Origin of the sequence: Mesorhizobium sp. CC13 (assembly GCF_039907765.1) — a bacterium.
GTDB lineage: Bacteria > Pseudomonadota > Alphaproteobacteria > Rhizobiales > Rhizobiaceae > Aminobacter.
The window spans coordinates 30367-53391 of sequence record NZ_JARDJI010000011.1; the positions used below are offsets into that span (position 1 = coordinate 30367).

23 protein-coding genes, 1 tRNA gene and 1 pseudogene are annotated in these 23025 nt (G+C 66.4%); 16 read left to right on the forward strand and 9 right to left on the reverse strand.

Annotated elements, in window-relative coordinates; all coding sequences use genetic code 11:
- Window positions 1–2 precede the first annotated feature (2 nt).
- Window positions 3–884, forward strand: coding sequence for an ABC transporter permease (locus PV773_RS15650; RefSeq protein WP_347967245.1), 882 nt, complete (start codon window positions 3–5; stop codon window positions 882–884).
- Between the two features lie 8 nt (window positions 885–892).
- Complete coding sequence (locus PV773_RS15655; protein ID WP_347967246.1) at window positions 893–1666, forward strand: ABC transporter ATP-binding protein; 774 nt, start codon at window positions 893–895, stop codon at window positions 1664–1666.
- Here PV773_RS15655 and PV773_RS15660 read toward each other — a convergent pair whose 3' ends face one another.
- Window positions 1667–2527: a LysR family transcriptional regulator gene (locus tag PV773_RS15660; protein WP_347967247.1), complete on the reverse strand. Its 861-nt coding sequence runs from the start codon at window positions 2525–2527 to the stop codon at window positions 1667–1669.
- Window positions 2528–2677: 150 nt separating this feature from the next.
- On the opposite strand from PV773_RS15660, the gene PV773_RS15665 reads away from it, so the two are divergent.
- The 5 genes and pseudogenes from PV773_RS15665 to gfa all read left to right on the forward strand — a co-directional run bounded on the left by PV773_RS15665 (window position 2678) and on the right by gfa (window position 6611).
- Window positions 2678–3454, forward strand: a complete 777-nt coding sequence (locus tag PV773_RS15665) for an Asp/Glu racemase (protein ID WP_347967248.1) — start codon at window positions 2678–2680, stop codon at window positions 3452–3454.
- A gap of 55 nt (window positions 3455–3509) precedes the next feature.
- Window positions 3510–4034: an L-2-amino-thiazoline-4-carboxylic acid hydrolase gene (locus PV773_RS15670; protein WP_347967249.1), complete on the forward strand. Its 525-nt coding sequence runs from the start codon at window positions 3510–3512 to the stop codon at window positions 4032–4034.
- Window positions 4035–4081: 47 nt separating this feature from the next.
- Window positions 4082–5299 (forward strand): Zn-dependent hydrolase, encoded by a 1218-nt coding sequence (locus tag PV773_RS15675; RefSeq protein ID WP_347967250.1) that lies wholly within the window; start codon window positions 4082–4084, stop codon window positions 5297–5299.
- 66 nt (window positions 5300–5365) lie between these two features.
- Window positions 5366–5965, forward strand: a pseudogene (locus PV773_RS15680) (zinc-binding dehydrogenase); the annotation flags it as partial.
- A gap of 82 nt (window positions 5966–6047) precedes the next feature.
- On the forward strand, window positions 6048–6611 hold the full coding sequence (gene gfa / locus PV773_RS15685) for an S-(hydroxymethyl)glutathione synthase (protein WP_347967251.1): 564 nt from the start codon (window positions 6048–6050) through the stop codon (window positions 6609–6611).
- 148 nt (window positions 6612–6759) lie between these two features.
- Here gfa and PV773_RS15690 read toward each other — a convergent pair.
- Both PV773_RS15690 and PV773_RS15695 read right to left on the reverse strand, forming a co-directional pair.
- A tRNA-Arg gene (locus PV773_RS15690) sits at window positions 6760–6836 on the reverse strand.
- A 97-nt stretch (window positions 6837–6933) separates the two neighbouring features.
- Window positions 6934–8097: a M20 aminoacylase family protein gene (locus PV773_RS15695; protein ID WP_347967252.1), complete on the reverse strand. Its 1164-nt coding sequence runs from the start codon at window positions 8095–8097 to the stop codon at window positions 6934–6936.
- A gap of 213 nt (window positions 8098–8310) precedes the next feature.
- Between PV773_RS15695 and PV773_RS15700 the strand changes: the two genes are divergently transcribed.
- Entirely contained in the window at window positions 8311–9507 is a 1197-nt protein-coding gene (locus tag PV773_RS15700) for a D-alanyl-D-alanine carboxypeptidase family protein (RefSeq protein ID WP_347967253.1), read from the forward strand.
- Window positions 9504–10601 (forward strand): GTP-binding protein, encoded by a 1098-nt coding sequence (locus PV773_RS15705; protein ID WP_347967254.1) that lies wholly within the window; start codon window positions 9504–9506, stop codon window positions 10599–10601. The genes PV773_RS15700 and PV773_RS15705 overlap by 4 nt, the downstream gene beginning before the upstream one ends.
- A 36-nt stretch (window positions 10602–10637) precedes the next feature.
- Here PV773_RS15705 and PV773_RS15710 read toward each other — a convergent pair whose 3' ends face one another.
- The 5 genes from PV773_RS15710 to PV773_RS15730 all read right to left on the reverse strand — a co-directional run bounded on the left by PV773_RS15710 (window position 10638) and on the right by PV773_RS15730 (window position 14467).
- Window positions 10638–10871 carry a sulfurtransferase TusA family protein gene (locus tag PV773_RS15710; protein ID WP_347967255.1) on the reverse strand — a complete coding sequence of 78 codons (234 nt, stop codon included), beginning with the start codon at window positions 10869–10871 and terminating at the stop codon, window positions 10638–10640.
- Between the two features lie 5 nt (window positions 10872–10876).
- On the reverse strand, window positions 10877–12133 hold the full coding sequence (locus PV773_RS15715; protein ID WP_347967256.1) for a murein L,D-transpeptidase family protein: 1257 nt from the start codon (window positions 12131–12133) through the stop codon (window positions 10877–10879).
- Window positions 12134–12355: 222 nt separating this feature from the next.
- A complete protein-coding gene (locus PV773_RS15720; RefSeq protein ID WP_347967257.1) occupies window positions 12356–13306 on the reverse strand; it encodes an acetyl-CoA carboxylase carboxyltransferase subunit alpha in 951 nt (316 codons plus the stop codon).
- Window positions 13307–13403: 97 nt separating this feature from the next.
- Window positions 13404–14321, reverse strand: a complete 918-nt coding sequence (locus PV773_RS15725; RefSeq protein WP_347967258.1) for a site-specific tyrosine recombinase XerD — start codon at window positions 14319–14321, stop codon at window positions 13404–13406.
- Window positions 14318–14467 carry a histidine kinase gene (locus PV773_RS15730; RefSeq protein WP_340040646.1) on the reverse strand — a complete coding sequence of 50 codons (150 nt, stop codon included), beginning with the start codon at window positions 14465–14467 and terminating at the stop codon, window positions 14318–14320. Before PV773_RS15730 ends, PV773_RS15725 begins: the two co-directional genes overlap by 4 nt.
- Before the next feature lie 148 nt (window positions 14468–14615).
- Here PV773_RS15730 and PV773_RS15735 point away from each other — a divergent pair, with 148 nt between their 5' ends.
- The 3 genes from PV773_RS15735 to PV773_RS15745 are packed head-to-tail and all read left to right on the forward strand — an operon-like array spanning window position 14616 to window position 17265.
- Complete coding sequence (locus tag PV773_RS15735) at window positions 14616–15239, forward strand: shikimate kinase (RefSeq protein WP_347967259.1); 624 nt, start codon at window positions 14616–14618, stop codon at window positions 15237–15239.
- Complete coding sequence (gene aroB / locus PV773_RS15740; protein WP_347967260.1) at window positions 15236–16351, forward strand: 3-dehydroquinate synthase; 1116 nt, start codon at window positions 15236–15238, stop codon at window positions 16349–16351. Before PV773_RS15735 ends, aroB begins: the two co-directional genes overlap by 4 nt.
- Window positions 16348–17265, forward strand: a complete 918-nt coding sequence (locus PV773_RS15745; RefSeq protein WP_347967261.1) for a transporter associated domain-containing protein — start codon at window positions 16348–16350, stop codon at window positions 17263–17265. The genes aroB and PV773_RS15745 overlap by 4 nt, the downstream gene beginning before the upstream one ends.
- A 396-nt stretch (window positions 17266–17661) precedes the next feature.
- Here PV773_RS15745 and PV773_RS15750 read toward each other — a convergent pair whose 3' ends face one another.
- On the reverse strand, window positions 17662–17964 hold the full coding sequence (locus PV773_RS15750; protein ID WP_340040636.1) for a BolA family transcriptional regulator: 303 nt from the start codon (window positions 17962–17964) through the stop codon (window positions 17662–17664).
- Between the two features lie 145 nt (window positions 17965–18109).
- On the opposite strand from PV773_RS15750, the gene PV773_RS15755 reads away from it, so the two are divergent.
- The 4 genes from PV773_RS15755 to PV773_RS15770 all read left to right on the forward strand — a co-directional run bounded on the left by PV773_RS15755 (window position 18110) and on the right by PV773_RS15770 (window position 22936).
- Window positions 18110–18718, forward strand: a complete 609-nt coding sequence (locus PV773_RS15755; protein ID WP_347967262.1) for a J domain-containing protein — start codon at window positions 18110–18112, stop codon at window positions 18716–18718.
- 115 nt (window positions 18719–18833) lie between these two features.
- On the forward strand, window positions 18834–19820 hold the full coding sequence (gene cobS / locus PV773_RS15760; RefSeq protein ID WP_347967263.1) for a cobaltochelatase subunit CobS: 987 nt from the start codon (window positions 18834–18836) through the stop codon (window positions 19818–19820).
- A gap of 201 nt (window positions 19821–20021) precedes the next feature.
- Entirely contained in the window at window positions 20022–21920 is a 1899-nt protein-coding gene (gene cobT / locus PV773_RS15765) for a cobaltochelatase subunit CobT (protein ID WP_347967264.1), read from the forward strand.
- Window positions 21917–22936, forward strand: coding sequence for an esterase-like activity of phytase family protein (locus PV773_RS15770; protein ID WP_347967265.1), 1020 nt, complete (start codon window positions 21917–21919; stop codon window positions 22934–22936). The genes cobT and PV773_RS15770 overlap by 4 nt, the downstream gene beginning before the upstream one ends.
- Window positions 22937–23025 lie beyond the last annotated feature (89 nt).

Here is a 23025-nt window from a genome sequence, read left to right on the forward strand (position 1 = left end):
CGATGTCGGATTCGGTCCAAACTTCCATCGGCCCCGGCGCGGACTGGTCCGCGCCGGCCACCCGAAAGGCCGTTGCCGTCAGGCGCCGCCGGTCGAACCTGTTCGCCGTCCGCAAGGGCCTGGACAAGGCCACCTCCACGGCGATGTCGCTGGCCTTCTTTGCCGTGCTGCTCGTACTCTGGTCCGCCGTCTCCGGGCTCGGCCTGGTCAGCGACTTCTTCCTGCCCAGCCCGCTCGCCGTGCTTGCGACCGCGCGCCAGCTGTATTTCCAGGACGGCTTCGTGCTCGACCTTGCCGTCAGCATCTATCGCGTCGGCGTGGGCTTCCTGCTGGCGGCACTCATCGCCGTCCCGCTCGGGCTTCTGATGGGCTCCTTCCAGCTGTTCCGGTCGATGCTCGAGCCGTGCCTCGCCTTCATGCGCTACATGCCGGCGACCGCGTTCATCCCGCTGCTGGTGCTCTGGCTGGGCATCGACGACGCCCAGAAGTTCTCGGTGATCTTCGTCGGCACCTTCTTCACGCTCACGCTTATGGTGATGGTGAGCACCCTGTCGGTGCCGATCGCGCTCATCGAATCCGCCATGATGCTGGGGGCGAGCCCGGCCAGGCTGGTGCGCAAGGTCATCCTGCCGGCGGCAAAGCCGGCGATCTTCAACGACCTGCGCATCGTTCTCGGCTGGGCCTGGACCTACATCGTCATCGCCGAGATCGTCGCCGCCTCCAGTGGCGTCGGCTACGTGATCCTCAAGGCGTCCCGCTACATGGACACGGCGACCATCTTCGTCGGCATCATCTCCATCGGATTGGTGGGCCTGACCAGCGACCTTTTGTTCATCGCCGCCGGCCGCCGCCTGTTCCCCTATCTCCAGCGTTCCGGTTCGTAGGTGCAGTGATGGCCAATCTGATCGAAGTCGACCATGTTTCCAAAGCCTATGGCTCGGGAACCTCGGCCGTAACCGCGCTGCGCGACGTTTCGCTGTCCGTCGAGGACGGGGAGTTCGTCGTGTTCCTCGGGCCGTCGGGCTGCGGCAAGTCCACTTTGCTGCGGCTCATCGCCGGGCTGAGTAGCGTCTCCGCGGGGGAAATCCGCATCGACGGGCGGCCGGTCGATGGCCGCGACGCCATCGTCGGCATGGTCTTCCAGTCTTACACGTCGTTTCCCTGGCTCAGCGTTCGCGACAACATCGCCTTCGGGCTGGAACTCGCCGGCGTGCCCAAGCCGGAGCGGATCGCCAAGGCCGACCGGATCCTGGAACGGGTGGCGCTGTCCAGATTCGCCGACGCCTACCCGGCCCAGCTGTCGGGCGGCATGCAGCAGCGGGTGGCGATCGCACGTGCGCTCGCCGTCGATCCGCGCATCCTTTTGATGGACGAGCCGTTCGGCGCCCTCGATGCGCTGACGCGCGTCGACATGCAGTCCTTCCTCGTCGATCTCTGGATACAGGAAAAGAAGACGGTGGTGTTCGTGACCCACGACATCGACGAGGCGATCCTGCTCGCCGACCGCATCGTCGTGCTCTGCCCACATCCCGGCCGCATCGCCGAAATCGTCAAGGTCGACATCCCGCGGCCGCGGACCATCGACCAGACCGAGGATCCCGAATTCACGCAGTTGCGGCACCGCTTGCGGCAGCTGATCTTCGGCATGGCGGCCAAGGCCGCCTGACTATTTCGCGCTGGCCATTCCAGTCAGGACATCGGCCATGGTGCGAGCCAACGCACGCGCAGCGAGCGTTGGCTCCTTTTCCGAATATTTGATCGTCAGCGAAGAGGTCGGCAGGCGCGGCAAAAGGCCGTTCCTGGGAGCGGCCCTGACACCGAGGCCGACGTCGCCTTCCGTGACCACGGACACGGCCAGCCCTTCGCGCACCACGGCGAACACGCCTTGGAGGCTGGTGCAGGTCACCATGCATTTCCACGGCACGCCATTGCTGTCCAACGTCGAGATCGCCGCCTTCCTGTAGGCGCAGGAGCCGCGCACCAGTGCCAGCGGGACGACGCCGTCGCTCGGCGGCACCCAGTTCGTCGAGGTGATCCAGACGAGGTTCTCGGTGCACAGCACGTCGTTGCCCGACGTCCCCGGCACGTCGCGGATGACGGCAAGGTCGATATTGCGCTCGCGCAGGTCGCGCGTCAGGTCGCTCGACAGGCCACCCCTGATTTCCACCCCGACCCGCGGCTTCTCCAGCATGAAGTCCTTGAGAGCGGCGGTCAGTGGCACGAACAGGTAATGATCGTCGGGAACGCCCACCACCAGCGTGCCCGTCAGCAGCCCGGGCTTGAAGTTCTGTTCCAGGTCGTCGACCGACCGCACGACGCGCGTGGCATGGTCGATCAGGTCGCGTCCATCCGCCGTCAGCGCGCATGTCCGCGTCGTGCGGTCGAACAACTGCTTGCCGAGAAGGTCTTCCAGCCGGGCGATCTTGTGGCTGACTGTCGACTGCGTGATGTTCAGACGCTGCGCTGCCCCCGAAAAGCTCTCCGTGTCGGCCACGGTTAGAAAGCACTGGAGCAGCGAGGTATCCATGGATCGGACGATAAATGAAATTTCGTATTCAATCCATGGTCAAATATCGCTTTCGTCGATTAACACGTTGGGCCATGCTTCAGGAAACAGGCGGTAGCCCATCGCGGGTCTCCGCCTGCCAGATTGTGGAATAGGGAGCGGTTGCGGCACATGTCAGCGCGCAGCGACGATGAAGACGGTTGGGCTACACTTGCCTGCAGCCTCGACGGCGGTCCGGCCGCGATGGCTGCGATCGGTCTGGTGGTGCTCGCCAACGACACGGTGATCGAGCCGGAGGTGCGGCGCTTCCTGCCGCTGCCGGGTGTCGAGGTCTATGCCAGCCGCATCCCGATGGCCCGCGACCTCACGCCGGCGAGCCTCGCCGCGATGGCCGACAGCCTGCCGCAGGCCATCGAACTGCTGCTCCCCGACGACAGGCTCGACGTCGTGGCCTTCGGCTGCACCTCGGGTTCGATGATCATCGGTCCGGACAGGATCGCCGGGATCGTGAGAAGCGCTCGCCCGGGGGTCGCGGTGACCGATCCGGTCAGCGCCAGCTTGACGGCGCTCTCGGCGCTCGGCGCCGCCCGCATCGCCCTGGTCACGCCCTATCCGGCGAGCGTCAACGTGATGGTGGAGGACTATCTTTCCGGCAAGGGCGTCGAGATTGCCGCGCGCGCCACATTCCGCCAGGAGAGCGACGTCACCATCGCCCGCATCGACCCGCGCGACATCTTCAATGCCGCGGTCGAGATCGGGCGGAACGACGTCGACGCGGTGTTCCTGTCGTGCACGGCGTTGCGCTGTTCTGCCATCATCGAGGCGGTCGAGCAGGCGATCGGCAAGCCGGTGGTGACGAGCAACCAGGCGCTCGCGTGGGACGCGCTGCGGAAGGCCGGCAGCCGTGCGGCCATACCGGCCAAGGGCCGTCTTTTGAGGGATCGGTAGGATCAAGGGCTGCGGTACGGACCGCACGCCCGGAGCAAGCAGAAGGGAAGCAGAGATGGAAAAGGACAAGGCGGTCGATTCGCGCGCCGCGATGGACGGCGAGATCGGCATTCTCGCCCGGCGCAAGATCGAGGCGGGCATCATCGCGCCGATCTACGAGGTGATGCGCGAAAGGCTGGGCGAGGAGGTTGCGCAGTCGATCCTCGACACCGCGATCACGCGGGCGGCGATCGCTGCAGGCAAGAGCTTTGCCGCCAAGACGCCCGGCGGCACGACGCTGCGGACCTTCCAGGAACTGCAGGACCTATGGACCCAGGACGATGCGCTCGTCATCGAGGTCACGAAGGCCACCGATGAGGAGTTCCACTACAACGTCAAGCGCTGCCGCTATGCCGAAACCTACAAGGAGATGGACCTCGGCCATATCGGCCATCTGCTCTCCTGCAACCGCGACGGCGTGTTCTGCACCGGCTACGACCCGCGCATCACGCTGGAGCGAACCCAGACGGTGATGGAAGGCGCCTCGCACTGCGACTTCAAGTACCGCTTCGACGCGAAGGCGAAGCCCGCTTCCGAATGAGCGGCGCGAAGCCATCGGCCGCACTCCAGCACACGGGAACCCAAGTCATGGCAAGCATCGACGGCAGCCGCCTGTGGAACGACATCGTTTCCACCGCGCAATTCGGCGCATCCGGAAGCACCGGGGTCACGCGCCTGGCGCTTTCCGAGGCGGACCGGCAGGTCCGCGAATGGTTCGCGGCCGAATGCGGCGCGCTGGGCTGCATGGTCGAGGTCGACCGCATCGGCAACATGTTCGCGACCTATCCCGGCGAGGACATGGGCCTCGACGCCATTGCCGTCGGCAGCCATCTCGACACCCAGCCGGGCGGCGGACGCTTCGACGGCATTCTCGGCGTGCTCGCCGGCGTCGAGCTGGTCCGCAGCCTGCGCCAGGCGTCGATGCGGCTGCGGCGGCCGCTGACGGTGGTCAACTGGACCAACGAGGAGGGCTCGCGCTTCTCTCCGGCGATGATGGGCTCGGGCGTCTATGCCGGCGTGCGCGCCGTCGAGCAGGTGGAAGCGATCGAGGACAAGGCGGGCACGACCGTCGGGCAGGCGCTTCTCGACATCGGCTTCCGCGGCGAGCTTGCCCGCCGGCCCGACTTCGCCGCCTATGTCGAACTGCACATCGAGCAGGGCCCGGCGCTCGAGGCCGCGGCCACCGAGATCGGCATCGTCACCGGGGTGCAGGGGGTGCGCTGGTTCGACATCAGCATCAAGGGCAGGGATTCGCATGCCGGCAGCACGCCCATGGGCCAGCGCGACGATGCGCTGGTGGCCGCGGCGCACATCGTGATCGCCGTGCAGGACCTGGCCAGGCGCAACGCGCCCGGCGTGGGCACCGTCGGCTTCATCCGCGCCGAACCCAATTCCCGCAACGTGGTGCCGGGCGCGGTGCGTCTCGAGGTCGACCTGCGCCATCCGTCCGAAGCCGGTCTCGCGGCGATGGAGAAGGCGCTGCGCGACGAGGTCGCGCATGTCTCGCCGTCAGCCGAGGTCAGCCGCATCTGGAACAAGGCGCCGGTCGAGTTCGATCCGCGCTGCGTCGATGCGGTGCGCCGCAGCGCCCGGGCGCTGGGCCTCTCGGCGGTTGAGATGGTCTCGGGCGGCGGCCACGACGCGGCGCATGTCGCGGCCCTCGCCCCCACCGCGATGATCTTCATTCCGTCGAAGGACGGCCTGTCGCACAACGAACTGGAATATTCCTCGCCCGAGGAATGCGCCAACGGCGCGGCGGTGCTGCTGCACACGGTGCTGGAGATCGACCGCATGCTGGCTGGCTGAACAGGCCATCGGCTCGCAAGACTGCTCGCCAGGTGGGCTGCCCTGGGGAGCCCCGCAAGACGGCGCGGCGCGGGAATGGGCGGCACGGGCATCGGCACCGTGATCTACTCCGCCAAGGTGCGGCCCGGCTCCAGCGTCGTGGCCTTCGGCATCGGCCTCAATGCCATCCAGGGTGCCGATTGGTCGGAGCCTGCAAGATCATCGGCGTGGATATAAATCCCGCAAAGATAGATATGGCGCGCAGGCTCGGAATGACCCATTTTGTCTTTCCGCGCGAGATCGGCAACGACAAGGTTGTGCAGGCGATCCAGCACTGACCAACGGCGGTGCAGACCACCCGTTCGACGCGACCGGCAACACCGACGTCATGTGCCTGGCGCTCGAATGCTGCCATCGCAGCTGGGGGGCGATCATCGTCGGCGTCGCCGAGGCGGGCAAGGGAATCGCTACCCGTCCGTTCCAGCTGGTCACCGGCCGGGTCTGGAAGGACACGGAGTTTGGAGGCGCGGGGGACGCACCGACGAGCCAAAGATCGTCGACTGGTACATGGAGGGCAAGATCAACATCGACGATCTCATCACCCACACGATGCCGCTGGACGAGAGCAACACCGCCTTCGACCTGATGCACGAGGGCAAGTCCATCCGATCGGTCGTCCTGTTCTGACCCGCATGGCTTGCTTAGTCTGATCTTGGCTGCGGTCAGCCGGGCCCGCCAGCCGAAGCATGCCCCGGCAATGGAGGAGAACATGAAATCTTTGCACCCTGCGATCGATCGTGGCGTCAAGCCGGGAACGGGCAGCTTTGCCGGCGGAACCCTGGTCTGCGCCTGCGTCGATCGGCCCGTGAAGGTGAGGGTCAAAGGCGACGTCGCCCACAACCACGCCTGCGGCTGCACCAAATGCTGGAAGCCGGACGGTGCGACGTTTTCGATCGTCGCGGTCACGGGCCACGAGAATGTCGAGGTGATCGAAAACGGCGACAAGCTCGCGGTGGTCGACCCGAGCGCTTTGATTCAGCGCCATGCTTGCACCGAATGCGGTGTCCACATGTACGGCCCGGTCGAGCGCGATCATCCGTTCAAGGGGCTCGACTTCATCCATCCGGAGCGCTTCCAGGAGGCAGGCTGGTCGGCGCCGGGCTTTGCGGCCTTCGTCTCTTCGGTCATCGAAGCCGGCGTCGACCCGTCGGCGATGGACGGTATCCGCAAAAGACTCAACGAGCTTGGCCTCGCGCCGTACGACTGTCTCTCCCCGGCCCTGATGGACTACATCGCCACCTGGACGGCGAAGAAGAACGGGATCCTGGCCTGATTTCAGATCTTGAGAGCCGCAAGCCGGGCGTCGGTACCAAGGAGGTGCCGGCGCCGATCGTGCTGCGGCTCGCATGCCCTTGTGCGGCCGTAGCTGCGCGAGGCCACGGTCCCGCCCGCTGGTCGGTTGTCTTGTGAAGATGACCGTATGGTGATCCCGACAGGAATCGAACCTGTGACCTACAGATTAGGAATCTGCCGCTCTATCCTACTGAGCTACGGGACCACTCGGCTGCACACATAGCGGCTTCGAACGGATTCGCCAACGGTTTTTGGCGAGGCCGGCCAAGTTCAGGCCGGTCCCGCATTTCTCTATGCAGCGGTCAGTTCGCCAGCGCCGTCTCGGCCAGCCGCACCCAATAGCTCACGCCGTGCGGAATCACCTCGTCGTTGAAGTCGTAGGCGGGATGGTGGAGGTTGGCGCTGTCGCCGTTGCCGATGAAGATGAACGCGCCGGGGCGCGCCTCCAGCATGTAGGAGAAGTCCTCGCCGCCCATGAGCGGCTGAATGGCCCGGTGCACCTGCGCGTCGCCGGCGATCCCGGCGGCCACGTCGCCGGCGAAGACCGTTTCCTCGGGATGGTTGAAGGTGACCGGATAGTTGGCGTCGTAGTCGAGTTCGATTTCCGTGCCCGTGGCCTCCGCCACGCCGCGGCAGATGGCGCCCATGCGCTCCTCGGCCATCTTCGCCACGTCCTTCTTGAGCGTCCGCACGGTGCCGGCCAGCATCGCCTGCTCGGGGATGATGTTGTAGGCGGTTCCGGCGTTGAACTTGGTCACCGAGACGACGATGGCTTCGGCCGGGTCGGTCGAGCGCGCGGCGATGGTCTGCAGGGCCGCCACCAGCTGGCTGCCGGCGACGATCGGGTCGATGGCGCGATGCGGGATCGCCGCATGCCCGCCCTTGCCCTTGACGGTGATGGTGAACTCGGCCGTCGCCGCCATGATCGGGCCCGGGCGGATGGCGAACTGGCCGACCGGCAGGCTCGGCATGTTGTGCATGCCGAACACCTTCTGGATGCCGAAGCGCTCCATCATGCCGTCCTTGACCATCTCGTTGCCGCCGCCGCCGCCTTCCTCGGCGGGCTGGAAGATGACGGCCACCGCGCCGGCGAAGTTGCGCGTCTCGGCAAGATATTTGGCGGCTCCCAGGAGCATGGCCGTGTGGCCGTCGTGGCCGCAGGCATGCATTTTGCCCGGCACCTTGGAGGCATAGGGCTTGCCGGCGATCTCCTCGATCGGCAGTGCGTCCATGTCGGCGCGCAGGCCGACCACGCCGCCGGCGCCGAGGCTGCCCCTGATGAGGCCGACCACGCCGGTCTTGCCGAGGCCGGTCACGATCTCGTCGCAGCCGAACTCCTTGAGCTTGGCCGTGACGAAATCGGCGGTCTCGAAGACGTCGAAGTTCAGCTCCGGCTTCTGGTGCAGGTGGCGGCGCCAGCCGGCGATCTCTTCCTGCATTTCCGCTGCTCGGTTCAGGATCGGCATGTTTTGTCTCGGCTTCCTGTCTGGGGGGAACCGCAAGGTTCCCGGATTCGCAATTGTGATCGCGCAAGCTCTGCCATCTTGGCGTCACATAGGCTATTTAGCAGCGGCGGCGACGCCGATGCCAGGCTTTGACCGGCTCGAGCGTTCCCATCCCGGTTTACGGAAATCTTATGGACGGCCGGTTATGATCGGCAAGAGGCGATTTCGGATTAGATGATGAAGATTGAGTTCGTCAGGAGCATCGTGATCGGCCTGATGGCCGCAACCGCGATCGGCGCAGCCCCCGCCGCAGCCAATCCGGCCCTGCTTTTCGACGTCAACACCGGCGCCGTGATCGAGCATCAGGACGCCTTCAAGCGCTGGCATCCGGCCTCGCTCACCAAGCTGATGACCGCATACACCGCGTTCCGCGCCGTTCAGGCGGGAGAACTGGCGCTCGATTCGCCGATCAAGGTCAGCAAGAAGGCGGCGTCGATGCCGCCCAGCAAGATGGGCTACAAGCCGGGCTCGGTGCTGACCCTCGACAACGCCATCAAGATCATCATGGTCAAGTCCGCCAACGATATTGCCGCCGCCATCGGCGAGAATGTCGGCGGGTCGCAGGAGGCCTTCGCCGACCGCATGAACGCCGAGGCGCAGCGGCTGGGCATGGCCGACAGCCATTGGGTCAACGCCAACGGCCTGCACGAGCCCGACCAGTACACGACGGCGCGCGATCTCGCGATCCTGGTCCGGGCGATCAGGCTGGAATTCCCGCAATACGCCTCTTACTTCAACATCGAAGGCATCGTCGCCGGCAAGAAGAAGCTGAAGAACTTCAATCCCCTGGTAGGCCGCTTCCCGGGAACCGACGGCATGAAGACGGGCTTCGTCTGTGAATCCGGCTTCAACCTGATCGCGTCGGCGACCCGCGACGGCCGGACGCTTGCCGCCATCGTGCTCGGCGCGGGCTCCCCCGACGACCGCGCCGAGGAAGCCGCAGAGCTGCTGCAGGGCGGCTTCGGCCGCACCGGCAGTTCGGTAACCGTCGCCGGGCTTGCGCCCTATGGCGACGATCGCGCGATCGCCACCAGCATGCGCGAACAGGTCTGCTCGCCCAAGGCCAAGGCCGTCGCCTCCGACGGCCCGGCGCCGACAGAGGCGGGTGCCGCGCCGGAGAAGGCCGAGGCGGGGAAAGCCGAGGCGAGCGTTGCGCCGGAAAAGGTCTCGATCATTCCCGAGATGACGCGCGAGCGCGTCTGGGTCGCCGTCGCGCTCGGGGGCGCCAACGGACCCGTGCCGAAGGCTCTCGCCGGCCGCGATCCGGTCGAATATGCCGACGTGCCGCTGCCGACCTGGCGGCCGGACATGCCGGCCCCGGACGGGGCGGCGCCCGCCGTCGAGGCCCAGGCGACCAAGGTCCGGTCGTGAACCCGCAGGCCGCATTCCCCATCCCGGTGTCGGTGCTGACGGGTTTCCTCGGCGCCGGCAAGACCACGCTGCTCAACAGCCTGCTCAAGGATCCGGCGCTCACCGACACGGCCGTCATCATCAACGAGTTCGGCGACGTCGCCATCGACCACCTGCTGGTCGAGAAGGCCTCCGACGGCGTGATCGAGCTTTCCGACGGCTGCCTGTGCTGCACGGTGCGCGGCGAGCTCGTCGACACGCTGGCCGACCTGGTCGACCGCCTGCAGACCGGCCGCATCCAGCGGCTGGCACGCGTGGTGATCGAGACCACCGGCCTTGCCGACCCGGTGCCGGTACTGCAGTCGATCATGGGGCATCCGGCGCTGGTGCATGCCTTCCGGCTGGATGGCGTCGTCACGGTCGTCGACGCGGTCAACGGGGCCGCCACGCTCGACGCCCATGTCGAGGCGGTCAAGCAGGTGGCCGTAGCCGACCGCCTCATGCTCACCAAGTCCGACCTGGTCGACGATGCCGCATGGATCGACGCGCTCGCGGACCGGCTGCGCCGCATCAATCCCGGCGCCGAAATCCGCCCGGCGGGCGCGGGCGTGGCGCAGCTCCTGCAATGCGGCCTCTACGATCCAGCCACCAAGACCGCCGACGTCCGCCGCTGGCTGGGCGAGGCCGCCGAACACGCGCATCATCACCACGGCCATGGTCACGAGCACGACCACGCGCATCAGCATGACGCGCGTGTCGGCACCTTCACGCTGGTGCATAGTGGCGCGTTGCCCTTTTCGACCGTCGAGATGTTCCTCGACCTGCTCTTGTCGACCCAGGGCGACAAGCTGTTGCGCATCAAGGGCATCGTCGAGCTCGCCGAGGATCCGTCGCGGCCGCTGGTCATCCACGGGGTGCAGAAGCTGCTGCATCCGCCGGCACGCCTGCCGTCCTGGCCGGACGCCGTCCGCGGCACGCGCCTGGTGCTGATCGGCATCGACCTGCCGCGCGACTATGTCGAGCGGCTGTTTGCGGCCTTCGTCAACAAGCCGGCGATCGACACGCCCGACCGCGAGGCCATGGAAAACAATCCGCTGGCGATCGCCGGCCGGTAGGATTTGCCGAATGGCTTGTCGTGCGTCCTCGGACGCTCAGCCGCCCCGTTCCACCAGGAAGCGGTGGCCGCCGGCGACCGCCATCGTCTCGACCAGGGTGTGGCCGGTGTCCTGGCAGAAGGCGGGGATGTCGATCACGGCAAGCGGGTCGGTCGTCTCCAGCCACAGCCGGCTGCCCGCCGCCATGTCGGCCAGGCGCCGCTTGGCCTTCAGCACCGGCAGGGGGCAGTTGAGCCCCCTGAGGTCGTAGATTTGCGTCGTTTCGCTCACGTCGCTCAGCTGCCGAACAGGCCGAGCAGCTTCTTCTTCAGCTTGGAGGCGGCGCTGCCGTCCTCGGCAGCAGCCGCCTGGGCGGCCTGGGCAGGCGCTTCGGCGACCGGGGCCGGTGCAGCCGCGGCTGCGGCCTTCTGCTGCTGGGCGGCGATCTTGGCGGCTTTCGCCGCTGCCGCTGCCGCCGCCTTTTCCTCGGCCGCCTTCTTCTTTGCGGCCGCCTCGGCATCCAGCGCCGCCATCCTGCGGCCCTCGGGCGAGTCGATCCGGCCCATCCGGTCCGTCTGGGTGACGGTCCCGTCATGCGCCATGGACGGCGGTTCGATGGTCACGCGTTCGCCGCGGGCCCGCCGCTTGCTCCAGTCGGAAACGAGGTTGGCCTCCTGGACGCCGACGATCGACGGCTTGACGGCTTCGGCGCTGCCGCGCGTGGCGCTGGCGAAGGCGGCCTCGTACTTGGTCTGGTAGGCCTGGTAGGCGGACATCAGCCCCTGCGGCTGCGTCGACGCCGGGCACGCGCCGGTCGGGCTGAAGGCCGCGCCGGCGTCGGGCGTGCGGTTGAAGACATAGCGCTTCTCGCAGACGTCGACCTTGGGCGGAACCTTGGTGATCTCGAAGTGGTCGTAGCCCTCCTTCAGCATCTGCCAGAACGCATAGTTCGGGTCGCTGCGGTAGCGCGCCATGTTGGCGGCGGTCATGCGGAAGGGGTAGGCCTGGATCTGGAACTCCGTCTGCCCGCCCTTGAAGGCTTCGAGACCGAAGGCGTAGATGTCGTCGATCTGCTCGTTGGTCATCGAATAGCAGCCGGCCGAGGAGCAGGCGCCGTGCACCATCAGGTTCGTGCCGGTGCGCCCGTTGGCGCGGTCGTAGGCATTCGGGTAGCCGATGTTGAACGACAGATAGTAGCTCGAATTCGGGTTCATCTGCGACGGCCGCACCGAATAGAAGCCTTCGGGCGCCTGCCGGTCGCCTTCGGTGAATTTCGGGCCGAGCTTGCCCGACCATTTGCAGATGTCGTAGCTGGCGATGATGTCGTAGCGCCCGTTGGTCTTCTGCTTCCAGATCTCGAGCTTGCCCTCTTCCTTGAAGATGCGGGCCATGATCGGCGACGAGCGCGTCATGCCCTTGGTCTTCATCTCGGAGAGAACCTTCTCCGACAGCCCCTTGTTCTTGGGAGCGAAGTCGTTGATGGCGGATTCCGAACATCCGCCGACCGCGAGTGCGGCGACAAGCAGTCCGGCGCGTGTGATGCTGGCAATCATCGGAACTAGAATCGTCTCAATTTCGGCCGTGGCGGGTGCACGCCATCGGCTCCGGCCCGTCCTGGTTTGCTTCGACCTTAAGGTCGTTAACCTTGATAATTCCTTACCGCAAGTTTCTGCCCGTCCCCACGCGCAAAATCACGGCAGGTTCATTGAACTTGGCGAGGCGGCGATTTTGTGGCGAAAAGGTGCCGTGGCCAGCTTTGGCCACAGCTGACGCAATCAGAGGCTGCGGCCGATCGACAGGTATTTCTCGCGGCGCTGCTCGCGGAAGTCGACGTTGGAGCCGGCGAAGTCCTTGAGCGTCTTGGCGATCAGGTCGCCGGTGGCCGAGATCACGGCTTCCGCGTTGCGGTGCGCCCCGCCAAGGGGTTCGTTGATGATCTGGTCGATGATCTTGAGGTCGAGCAGGTCCTGCGCGGTGATCTTCATGTTGGTCGCCGCGTCCTTGGAACGCGTCGTGTCGCGCCAGAGGATCGAGGCAGCACCTTCCGGCGAGATGACCGAGTAGATGGCATGTTCGAGCATGAACACCCGGTTGGCGGTGGCGATGGCGATCGCGCCGCCGGAGCCGCCTTCGCCGATGACGACGGCGATCGAGGGCACCTTGAGGGCCAGGCAGGCGGAGGTCGAGCGGGCGATGGCCTCGGCCTGGCCGCGCTCCTCGGCGCCGACGCCGGGATAGGCGCCGGCGGTGTCGACCAGCATGACGACGGGGATCTTGAAGCGGTCGGCCATTTCCATCAGGCGCACGGCCTTGCGGTAGCCCTCGGGGCGCACCGAGCCGAAATTGTGCTTGAGGCGGCTCTTGGTGTCGGAGCCCTTCTCCTGGCCGAGCACCAGCACCGGCTCGCCGCGGAAACGGGCGAAGCCGCCGATCATGGCTGCGTCCTCGCCGAAGGCGCGGTCGCCGGCGAGCATGGTGAAGTCGGTGAACAGGGCCCTGACGTAATCGAGGCAGTGCGGGCGGTCGGGATGGCGTGCCACCTGCACCCTCTGCCACGGCGTCAGCGCCTTGTAGGCATCGCGCAGCGCATCGCGCGAACGCTTCTCCAGCCGCTTGATCTCCTCGCCGACGTCGACCGCCTCGCCGTTCTCGGCGAGCTTCTTGAGCTCGAGGATTTTGCCTTCGAGGTCGGCAACCGGCTTTTCGAAATCGAGGTAATTGTACATTGGCGAGCAGACTACCACGCTTAAATAGGGGCGCCGGGGCGCCGGAATTTGTAGCGCCGCGCCAGCGGAACGAGGCACTCACATAGCGATATGGGCCCTAATCGGCAAGCGGGTGATGCTCGTTGACCAGTTTCAACAGCCGTTCTTCCAGAACATGCGTGTAGATCTGGGTGGTCGAGATGTCGGAATGGCCGAGCAATTGCTGCACGGCGCGCAAATCGGCCCCGTTCTGCAGCAGATGACTTGCAAACGCGTGGCGCAGCACGTGCGGCGATATCTTGGCCGCCGGAATGCCGGTGCGGGCGGCCAGTCCCTTGAGGTCGCGGGCGAAGACCTGGCGGGGCAGGTGCCCGCTTTCGGACGCGGCGGGAAACAGGAACGGGCTTTCGGCGAGCCTGGCATTGGCGTTGCGCTCTTCCAGCCAGCGCCGCATCGCGTCACGCGCCTTGGCCGAAAGCGGAACCATGCGTTCCTTGTCGCCCTTGCCGCGCACGACGAAGAAGCGCTCGTCGCGCAGCGCCACCGTCAGCGGCAGGCTGACGAGCTCCGAGACGCGCAGGCCGGTGGCATAGAGCACTTCGACGAGCGCATGCAGGCGCGCGGCGGCCAGGCCGTCCGTTCCTGCCGTCTCCGGACTTGCTGCCTCGCTGGCCGCGCGATCGAGCAGGCGGCCCGTGTCGCCTTCGCTCATCGTCTTGGGCAGGGCGCGGTCCTTCTTCGGACTGTCGACGATACCGGTGGGATCGTCGCCGCGCAGGCCTTCGGCATAGAGGAAGCGGAAGAACTGGCGCAGTGCCGACAGCCTGCGCGCCTGCGACGTCGTGGCGAAGCCGCGGCCGGCCAGGTTGTCGAGATAGTCGCGGATGCCGGCGGCGTCGGCGTCGGCGAGGCGGCCGCCGAGATGATCGGAGGCGTCCTCGAGGTCGCGGCGGTAGCTCGCCAGCGTGTTGTCGGCGGCGCCGCGCTCGGCAGCCATCATTTCGAGGAAGGCCTCGATGCGCGCGCCGCTGTTCATTTCTTCGGGGTGAGCTTCTCGGGCGGGATGCGGACCGAAATCTCGGCCTTCTTCGGCTCGACGAACATCACCAGCGCGACCATGGCGCCGTAGGCGATGCCCGCCAGGACCGCGAGCGTGACAAGGAACCGGAAAAGCGTCGGCATCGATGTGTTCGCCCGTCTGCCCTAAGTCGCGGTATCGGTGAGTCGTGTGCCCTTATGGGACGGCGCTCGCGCCATTTCAAGGTTGGAACGGCGCATGCGCTTGACGCAACGGGGCTTTTCATGTCGATACGCCGACGAAAGGGAAGCCATGACACCCGACGCGCACAACCCATCGCCCGACGGCTCCAGCGCCGCGCTGCTCGAGCGGCTCGGCACCCGTTCCATCGTTTTCGTCGGGTTGATGGGGGCGGGCAAGACCGCCATCGGCCGCAAGGTCGCCCAGGCGCTCGGCCTCGGTTTCGTCGACAGCGACCACGAGATCGAGGCGGTGTCGCGCATGACCATCCCGGAACTCTTCGAGCGCTACGGCGAGGCCGAGTTTAGGGCGCTGGAGCAGCGGGTCATCGGCCGGGTGCTGGAGAGCGGACCGCAGGTGCTGTCGACCGGCGGCGGCGCCTTCATGAACGCCCAGACCCGGGCGGCGATCGCCGCCCACGGCGTCTCGGTGTGGCTGAAGGCGGAACTCGACCTTCTGATGGAGCGCGTTTCCAAGAAGCAGAACCGGCCGCTGCTGCAGAATGCTGATCCGCGCGCCGTGCTCGCCAAGCTGATGGACGAGCGCTACCCGGTCTACGCGCTGGCCGACCTCACCGTGCCGACGCGCGACGACCGCAAGGAAGCGATCGCCGGCGAGGTGATCGAGACGCTATGCAACCATCTCGGCGTGTCCGTCCGGATCCACGTCTCTGATGCTTCGGAGGATCACGAATGACGGGCACGGTCACAGTCGAAGTCGGGCTCGGCGACCGCGCCTACGACATCCTCATCGGCCCGGGGCTGATCGCGCAGGGCGGCGAACTGATCCAGCGGCGCCTGCCCAAGGCGCGCTCGGCAATCGTCACCGACGAGAACGTGGCCGCGGCCCATCTCGAGCCGCTGGTCGAAAGCCTCGCGGCGACGGGCAACGCACCTGCGGTCATCAAGCTTCCCGCCGGCGAAAAGACAAAAAGCTTCGAGCACCTGCAGGCGGTGGTCGACGCGATCCTGGCCGCGCGGCTCGAACGCGGCGACGCGGTGATCGCGCTCGGCGGCGGCGTCATCGGCGACCTGACGGGCTTCGCCGCCGGCATCGTCCGCCGCGGCATGAACTTCGTGCAGATGCCGACCTCGCTGCTCGCGCAGGTCGATTCCTCCGTCGGCGGCAAGACCGGCATCAACAGCCCCCGCGGCAAGAACCTGGTCGGCGTCTTCCACCAGCCGAAGCTGGTGCTGGCCGATACCGACGCCCTCGACACGCTGCCCGCGCGCGAGTTCCGCGCCGGCTATGCCGAGGTCGCCAAATACGGGCTCATCGATCGGCCCGACTTCTTCGCCTGGCTCGAAAAGAACTGGCAGGAGGTGTTCGCCGGCGGTCCGGCCCGCACCGAGGCCATCGCCCGGTCCTGCCGCGCCAAGGCCGACGTCGTCGCCCGCGACGAATTCGAGACCGGCGACCGCGCCTTGCTCAATCTCGGCCACACCTTCGGTCATGCGCTGGAGGCGGCCACCGCCTATGACGGCGCCCGGCTCGTCCATGGCGAGGGCGTCGCCATCGGCATGGCGCTGGCGCACCGCTTCTCGGCCCGCCTCAATCTCGCGAGCCCCGACGCCGCGGCACGCGTCGAGGCGCATCTGCGCGATGTCGGCCTGCCGTGGCGCATGTCAGACATCCCCGGCAGCCTGCCGGATGCCGATGCGCTGTTCGGCTACATCACCCAAGACAAGAAGGTCACGCGCGGTGCGCTCACCTTCATCCTGACGCACGGCATCGGCCAGTCCTTCATCGCCAAGGACGTGCCGGCCTCCGAAGTTCTGTCCTTCCTCAAGGAGAATCACCCGGGATGAGCGCTGCCGGCTGGATCGTCGCGGCGGTTCTGGCCGGGCTGATCCTGGCCTTTCTGGCGTTCCGCCACAGGCTGCTGGCGGCCCTCGGCTACGAGATCGTCGCGCTGACGCCGCAGCGTTCGGCGCATGACGAACTGCGCGGTGCGGTGGACGAGTTCCACCGCGAGGGGCACGTGGTGAAACAGGACCGCGACCAGGTCGGCGGCCTGCTCGACCTGCGCGAGCTCGAAGTCTCCGACGTGATGGTCCACCGCACCAACATGCGGCTGTACAACGCCGACATCGCGCCGGAAGCGCTGGTCCGCGAAATGCTGCAGAGCCCCTATACGCGCATGCCGCTGTGGCGCGGCACCATCGACAACATCGTCGGCGTCATCCACGCCAAGGACCTGCTGCGCGCCCTCAACGAGGTCGAGGGCGACTACGCCAGGGTCGACGTGCTCAAGGTGGCGTCCAAGCCCTGGTTCGTGCCCGACACCACTACCCTGCAGGATCAGCTCAACGCCTTCCTGCGGCGCAAGCAGCACTTCGCCATCGTCGTCGACGAATATGGCGAGGTCGAAGGGCTGGTGACGCTCGAAGACATCATCGAGGAGATCGTCGGCGAGATTGCCGACGAGCACGACATCGACGTCCAGGGCGTCAAGCAGGAGTCCGACGGCTCCGTGGTCGTCGACGGGTCCGTGCCGATCCGCGACCTCAACCGCGCCCTCGACTGGCACCTGCCCGACGACGAGGCGACGACGATCGCCGGCCTCGTCATCCACGAGACCCAGTCGATCCCGGAGGAGAAGCAGGCCTTCACCTTCCATGGCAAGCGCTTCATCGTCATGAAGCGCGACAAGAACCGGCTGGCGCGCATCCGCATCAGGCCGGCGACGGTGGAGCCGCAGCCGGGATCGCCAAAGTCGTGACCATGGTCATGATTGCGCTATGTTGTTTGCCACGCAGGGGTGCGATGACCACTCGCGTTTCCAAATCCGAGTTCACGGCAAAAGCGCTCGAATATTTCCGTGAGATCGAGGCCACAGGCGAGCCGCTGATCGTCACCGACCATGGCAAGCCGAAGCTGGAGATCCGGCGCATCGACGAAAAGGGCCGCAAACCCTTGGATGTGCTGAAGGGGTCGGCGCTTCGCTATGACGATCCGTTCGAGCCGGTCGGCGTGGAGGACTGGGACGCGTTGCCTGGCGAGTCCCATGCCGATCCGGCGGATCGTATGATCGTCGCGCTGGCCCGTGAACTGGCGCGCCGCTGGTTACGGCCGACAGCTAGCCGATCAGGCGCCAGGACGGGGGAGCGGTTTCGGTCTACCAGCGTGTCGCTTCACCTGGCGCCGCAGGCTCGATGGCGAGTGCGTGCAGGCCGGCCTTCAACTCGGCGGCCAGCGCCTCGTTGACGGCACGGTGACGGTCGATGCGGCTCATACCGGCAAAGGCGGGCGCAACGATGCGGATGCGGAAATGCGTCTCGCCGGAGCCGTCGAAAACCGCTTCATGGCCGCCGTCGACATGGTGATGGCCTGCGTGCAGGTGGCTTTCGTTGATGACGGCAAGGCGCTCTGGCAGAAATGCCTTGTTGAGCTTGTCTTCGATGGACGCTTGTATGGACATCGGGCTCACCTTTCACCACATGTGTCTTCGTCGCCACCAATCACAGCCTTCGGGCTCGATTGGGCCGCAAATCAGGGGTTAGGGCGATCATCCTGGAAATGTCAATTCTTGTTTCGCCGCTCGTTCAGGCGGTAAATGTCATCAGATGAAGCCGAACCCGAAATATTTCGACAAGATCCGCGTCCGGCCCGATCCGGAAGCGGAGGCCAAGGCGCGCGCGCCGCTCTGCCAGTGGGACGGCTGCAACGAGCCCGGCACGCATCGCGCCCCGGTCGGTCGCATGGCCGAGGGGCAGTATTTCAAATTCTGCTTCCACCACGTGCGCGAGTACAACAAGGGCTTCAACTATTTCTCCGGCCTCGCCGACAGCGAGATCGCACGCTTCCAGAAGGAGGCGCTGACCGGCCACCGCCCGACCTGGACCATGGGCGGCAACAGTTCGGCGCGCTCGGCGCCCGATTTCGCCCAGCAGCGCTCGGGCCGCGCCGGCTACTACGCCCGCATGCGCGACCCGTTCAACATGTTCGGCGGCCAGGGCACGACGCGCCAGCGCAAGGCGAAACCCCTCGAAGCCAAGGCGCTGGAGACGCTCGGCCTCGATTCGAAGGCCACCGGCGCCGACATCAAGGCGCGCTACAAGGAATTGGTGAAGCGTCACCACCCCGACGCCAATGGCGGCGACCGCGGCTCCGAGGAGCGCTTCAGGGATGTGCTCCAGGCCTACCGCGTGCTCAAGCAGGCGGGATTGTGTTGAGCCAGCCGCGGGCGCGGCCTTTTTCCAACTATCCTCCGGCTGGAAAAGGCATTAAGACCGCCCGCGAAGAAATTTCGATTGCCGGCGTAGCTGAGGCTGCGCGCGTGGAGAGGTCATGAACAAGGTCGATCGCGACATTGCCAACTTGCCCGACACGACGGTGTCGGTGAAAGACACCTTCGGGTTCGATTCGAAGATGGTCGTGCCGGCCTATTCGGTTGCCAGCGAACATGTCCCGGATATCGATCCCGACTATCTGTTCGACAAGGCGACCACGATGGCGATCCTCGCCGGCTTCGCCTACAACCGCCGCGTCATGGTCTCGGGCTATCACGGCACCGGCAAGTCGACCCATATCGAGCAGGTCGCGGCCCGCCTCAACTGGCCCTGCGTGCGCGTCAACCTCGACAGCCACGTCAGCCGTATCGACCTCGTCGGCAAGGATGCCATCGTCGTCAAGGAAGGCATGCAGGTCACCGAATTCCGCGACGGCATCCTGCCCTGGGCCTACCAGCACAACGTCGCGCTCGTCTTCGACGAATACGATGCCGGCCGTCCCGACGTGATGTTCGTCATCCAGCGCGTGCTCGAATCCTCCGGCCGGCTGACGCTCCTCGACCAGAGCCGCGTCATCCGCCCGCACCCGGCATTCCGCCTGTTCGCCACCGCCAACACGGTCGGCCTCGGCGACACCACCGGTCTCTATCACGGCACGCAGCAGATCAACCAGGCGCAGATGGACCGCTGGTCGATCGTGACTACGCTGAACTACCTGCCGCACGACAACGAAGTGAACATCGTCGTCGCCAAGGCCAAGCACTACCGCGACGCCAAGGGCAAGGAGATCGTCAACAAGATGGTCCGAGTCGCCGACATGACGCGCTCGGCCTTCGTCAACGGCGACCTGTCGACGGTCATGAGCCCGCGCACGGTCATCACCTGGGCCGAGAACGCCGAGATCTTCGGCGATGTCGGCATGGCCTTCCGCCTGACCTTCCTCAACAAGTGCGACGAACTCGAGCGCTCGGTCGTGGCCGAGTTCTACCAGCGCGCCTTCGGCGAGGACCTGCCGGAATCATCCGCCAACGTCGTGTTGGGGTAAACCCGGCGAGCATGCGGTGACGTCGGCAGCCGAGATACCCCCACCCCTAACTCCTCCCCACAGGGGGGAGGGGGACTCGGTACCGGCGCTTCTCGCCGTGACTGGTGCCAACAAGCTGCCGGCGATGGAAATTTCTCCTCCCCCTGGTGGGAAGGGGTTAGGGGTGGGGGTAAGTTCTCTAGCCAGCATTCGGAGCCATTGATGGCAGGGCCGGGCGACAACACGCGCAACAAATCCAAGACGGGCTCGGAAGCGGACGGCTTCAAGCGCGCCATGACCGTCTGCATGCGCGCCATTTCCGGCGACAACGAGTTCGAGGTCGCCTTCGCCAAGGAGCGGCCGGCGCTCGCCGGCAACCGCGCCCGGCTGCCCGAGCTGCCGAAGAAGGCGACCGCCAACGACATCGCAGTGACGCGCGGTCTCGGCGATTCCATGGCGCTGAAGCGCGCCTGCCACGACAACCGCGTCCATGCCCGGCTCGCGCCCGAGGGCAAGCAGGCCCGCGCCATCTACGACGCGGTCGAGCAGGCCCGCGTCGAGGCGATCGGCAGCCGCGCCATGGCCGGCGTTGCCGAGAACATCTCCTCGATGCTCGAGGACAAATACGCCAAGGCGAACCTCGCCGAGGTCACCGAGCAGTCCGAAGCGCCGCTCGAAGAGGCGCTGGCCCTGATGGTGCGCGAGAAGCTGACCGGCCGACCGGCGCCCAAGAGCGGCGAGCGCATGGTCGGGCTCTGGCGCAAGTGGGTGGAGGACAAGGCCGGCGCGGACCTTGGCCATCTCGCCCAGAATCTCTCCGACCAGCAGGCTTTCGCGCGCGTCGTGCGCGAGATGCTGGCGTCGCTCGAAATGGCCGAGGAACTGGGCGACGACCAGGAGACCGAGGACAACGAGGACCAGGACGACGAGGAACAGCAGGGCGACGACCAGAGCGAGGAGGGCGGCGAGGACGATTCCGGCGCCGACCAGTCGCAGTCCGACGACGCCGAATCCTCGGCAGAGGAGGAGCCGTCGGGCGAGATGGAGGCGGCCGACGCCACCTCCGACGACATGTCCGACGACGACGATACCGATTCCGAGACGCCGGGCGAGGCTCGCCGCCAGGACAATCCCTTCGCCAACCTGCCCAGGGAAATCGACTACAAGGTCTTCACCACATCCTTCGACGAGACGGTGGGTGCGGAGGAGCTGTGCGAGGAGGACGAACTCGATCGCCTGCGCGCCTTCCTCGACAAGCAACTCGCCAACCTGCAGGGCGTGGTCGGCCGGCTCGCCAACCGCCTGCAGCGCCGCCTGATGGCGCAGCAGAACCGCTCCTGGGATTTCGACCTCGAAGAAGGCTATCTCGATCCGGCCCGCCTCGTGCGCGTCGTCATCGATCCGATGCAGCCGCTGTCGTTCAAGCAGGAGCGCGACACCAAGTTCCGCGATACCGTTGTCACCCTGGTGCTCGACAATTCCGGCTCGATGCGCGGCCGGCCGATCACGGTCGCCGCCACCTGCGCTGACATCCTGGCGCGCACGCTCGAGCGCTGCGGCGTCTCGGTCGAGATCCTCGGCTTCACCACCCGCGCCTGGAAGGGCGGTCAGGCGCGCGAGAAGTGGCTGAAGGACGGCAAGCCGGCGAATCCCGGCCGCCTCAACGACCTGCGCCATATCATCTACAAGAGCGCCGATGCGCCGTGGCGCCGTGCCCGCCGCAACCTCGGCCTGATGATGCGCGAGGGCCTGCTCAAGGAGAACATCGACGGCGAGGCGCTGCTGTGGGCGCACCAGCGCCTGATCGCGCGGCCCGAGCAGCGCAAGATCCTGATGATGATCTCGGACGGCGCCCCGGTCGACGATTCGACGCTGTCGGTGAACCCGGGCAACTATCTGGAGCGCCACCTGCGCGCCGTCATCGAGCTGATCGAGACGCGCTCGCCGGTCGAGCTTTTGGCCATCGGCATCGGCCACGACGTGACCCGCTACTATCGCCGCGCCGTCACCATCGTCGACGCCGAGGAACTGGCCGGTGCGATGACCGAGCAGCTCGCCTCGCTGTTCGACGAGGAAAGCGCGCGCGACACGCGCCGCGGCGGCTTCCGGCGCGCTGGATGACGTCTCTACTGGCCCGATTGAGGCACCTGGCCTTCGCGGCGGTCGCGGCGCTGGCCATGTCGGCGTCGCTGACCGGTTCGTCCATCGCTGAAATTCCGTCGGTCGAGCAGGTCGAGGTTTCCGCGCGCACGATCGACCAGTTCCAGGTCGGCCGCGACGAGACCATGTTCGGCCCGCTCGAATTCGTCGGCGGGCTCGAGCTCACCTCGTCGTCACGCAATCTCGGCGCGCTCTCGTCCTTCCGCTTCCTCAAGCCGGGCGGCGATTTCATCGGCGTCGCCGACACCGGCTTCTGGTTCTTCGGCAGCGTCGTCAGGGATGCGGACATGCGGCCGGTCGGGATCGAGAATTTCCGCATGGTCCAGATGGTCGACGCTTCCGGCAACGTCATCGAGAAGAAGTGGCTTGCGGATGCCGAGGGTCTCGATGTCAGGGACGGCATAGCGACCGTCGGTTTCGAGCGCACCCATCGGGTCGCCCAGTTCCGCATCGAGCCGGACGCCATGAAGTCGGATTTCCGCCAGCTCGACTTCGTCGTGCCGCGCAACGAACTGCGCCAGAACCGGGGGTTCGAGACGGTCGCCTACTCCCCCGACAAGGGCGGGCTGGTGGTGGTTTCCGAGAAGAGCCTCGACCAGGCCGGCAACATCTTCGCCGCGATCATCGAAGGGCCGAACAAGGGCGTCTTCACGGTTCGCCGCGACGGCGAATTCGACATCACCGACGGCGCCTTCCTGCCGGGTGGCGACCTGCTGCTGCTCGAACGCAGCTTCTCCATAGCCTCGGGGGTGAAGATGCGGCTCAGGCGCATCGCCGGCGACAGCATCGGCAGCGGCCAGGTCGCCGACGGCCCGGTGCTGTTTGAGGCCGACATGGGCTACCAGATCGACAATATGGAAGGGCTGGACGTCTGGCGGCGCGAGGACGGCGCGCAGATGGTGTCGCTGATCTCGGACGACAACCACTCGATCCTGCAGCGCAATCTCTACCTGGAATTCCGCCTCCACGAGGATTGAGCGTCGCAGCCTCCAACCCTCCCCCTTGTGGGGAGGGTCGATCCGCGAAGCGGAACGGGGTGGGGGGGTGCCTGCACTGCGACAGCAAG

Coding starts and splice junctions, on each gene's coding strand:
- PV773_RS15650 (WP_347967245.1), top strand. CDS start 3: ATGTCGGATTCGGTCCAAACTTCCATCGGCCCCGGCGCGGACTGGTCC.
- PV773_RS15655 (WP_347967246.1), top strand. CDS start 893: ATGGCCAATCTGATCGAAGTCGACCATGTTTCCAAAGCCTATGGCTCG.
- PV773_RS15660 (WP_347967247.1), bottom strand. CDS start 2,527: ATGGATACCTCGCTGCTCCAGTGCTTTCTAACCGTGGCCGACACGGAG.
- PV773_RS15665 (WP_347967248.1), top strand. CDS start 2,678: ATGTCAGCGCGCAGCGACGATGAAGACGGTTGGGCTACACTTGCCTGC.
- PV773_RS15670 (WP_347967249.1), top strand. CDS start 3,510: ATGGAAAAGGACAAGGCGGTCGATTCGCGCGCCGCGATGGACGGCGAG.
- PV773_RS15675 (WP_347967250.1), top strand. CDS start 4,082: ATGGCAAGCATCGACGGCAGCCGCCTGTGGAACGACATCGTTTCCACC.
- gfa (WP_347967251.1), top strand. CDS start 6,048: ATGAAATCTTTGCACCCTGCGATCGATCGTGGCGTCAAGCCGGGAACG.
- PV773_RS15695 (WP_347967252.1), bottom strand. CDS start 8,097: ATGCCGATCCTGAACCGAGCAGCGGAAATGCAGGAAGAGATCGCCGGC.
- PV773_RS15700 (WP_347967253.1), top strand. CDS start 8,311: ATGATGAAGATTGAGTTCGTCAGGAGCATCGTGATCGGCCTGATGGCC.
- PV773_RS15715 (WP_347967256.1), bottom strand. CDS start 12,133: ATGATTGCCAGCATCACACGCGCCGGACTGCTTGTCGCCGCACTCGCG.
- PV773_RS15720 (WP_347967257.1), bottom strand. CDS start 13,306: ATGTACAATTACCTCGATTTCGAAAAGCCGGTTGCCGACCTCGAAGGC.
- PV773_RS15725 (WP_347967258.1), bottom strand. CDS start 14,321: ATGAACAGCGGCGCGCGCATCGAGGCCTTCCTCGAAATGATGGCTGCC.
- PV773_RS15730 (WP_340040646.1), bottom strand. CDS start 14,467: ATGCCGACGCTTTTCCGGTTCCTTGTCACGCTCGCGGTCCTGGCGGGC.
- PV773_RS15735 (WP_347967259.1), top strand. CDS start 14,616: ATGACACCCGACGCGCACAACCCATCGCCCGACGGCTCCAGCGCCGCG.
- aroB (WP_347967260.1), top strand. CDS start 15,236: ATGACGGGCACGGTCACAGTCGAAGTCGGGCTCGGCGACCGCGCCTAC.
- PV773_RS15745 (WP_347967261.1), top strand. CDS start 16,348: ATGAGCGCTGCCGGCTGGATCGTCGCGGCGGTTCTGGCCGGGCTGATC.
- PV773_RS15750 (WP_340040636.1), bottom strand. CDS start 17,964: ATGTCCATACAAGCGTCCATCGAAGACAAGCTCAACAAGGCATTTCTG.
- PV773_RS15755 (WP_347967262.1), top strand. CDS start 18,110: ATGAAGCCGAACCCGAAATATTTCGACAAGATCCGCGTCCGGCCCGAT.
- cobS (WP_347967263.1), top strand. CDS start 18,834: ATGAACAAGGTCGATCGCGACATTGCCAACTTGCCCGACACGACGGTG.
- cobT (WP_347967264.1), top strand. CDS start 20,022: ATGGCAGGGCCGGGCGACAACACGCGCAACAAATCCAAGACGGGCTCG.
- PV773_RS15770 (WP_347967265.1), top strand. CDS start 21,917: ATGACGTCTCTACTGGCCCGATTGAGGCACCTGGCCTTCGCGGCGGTC.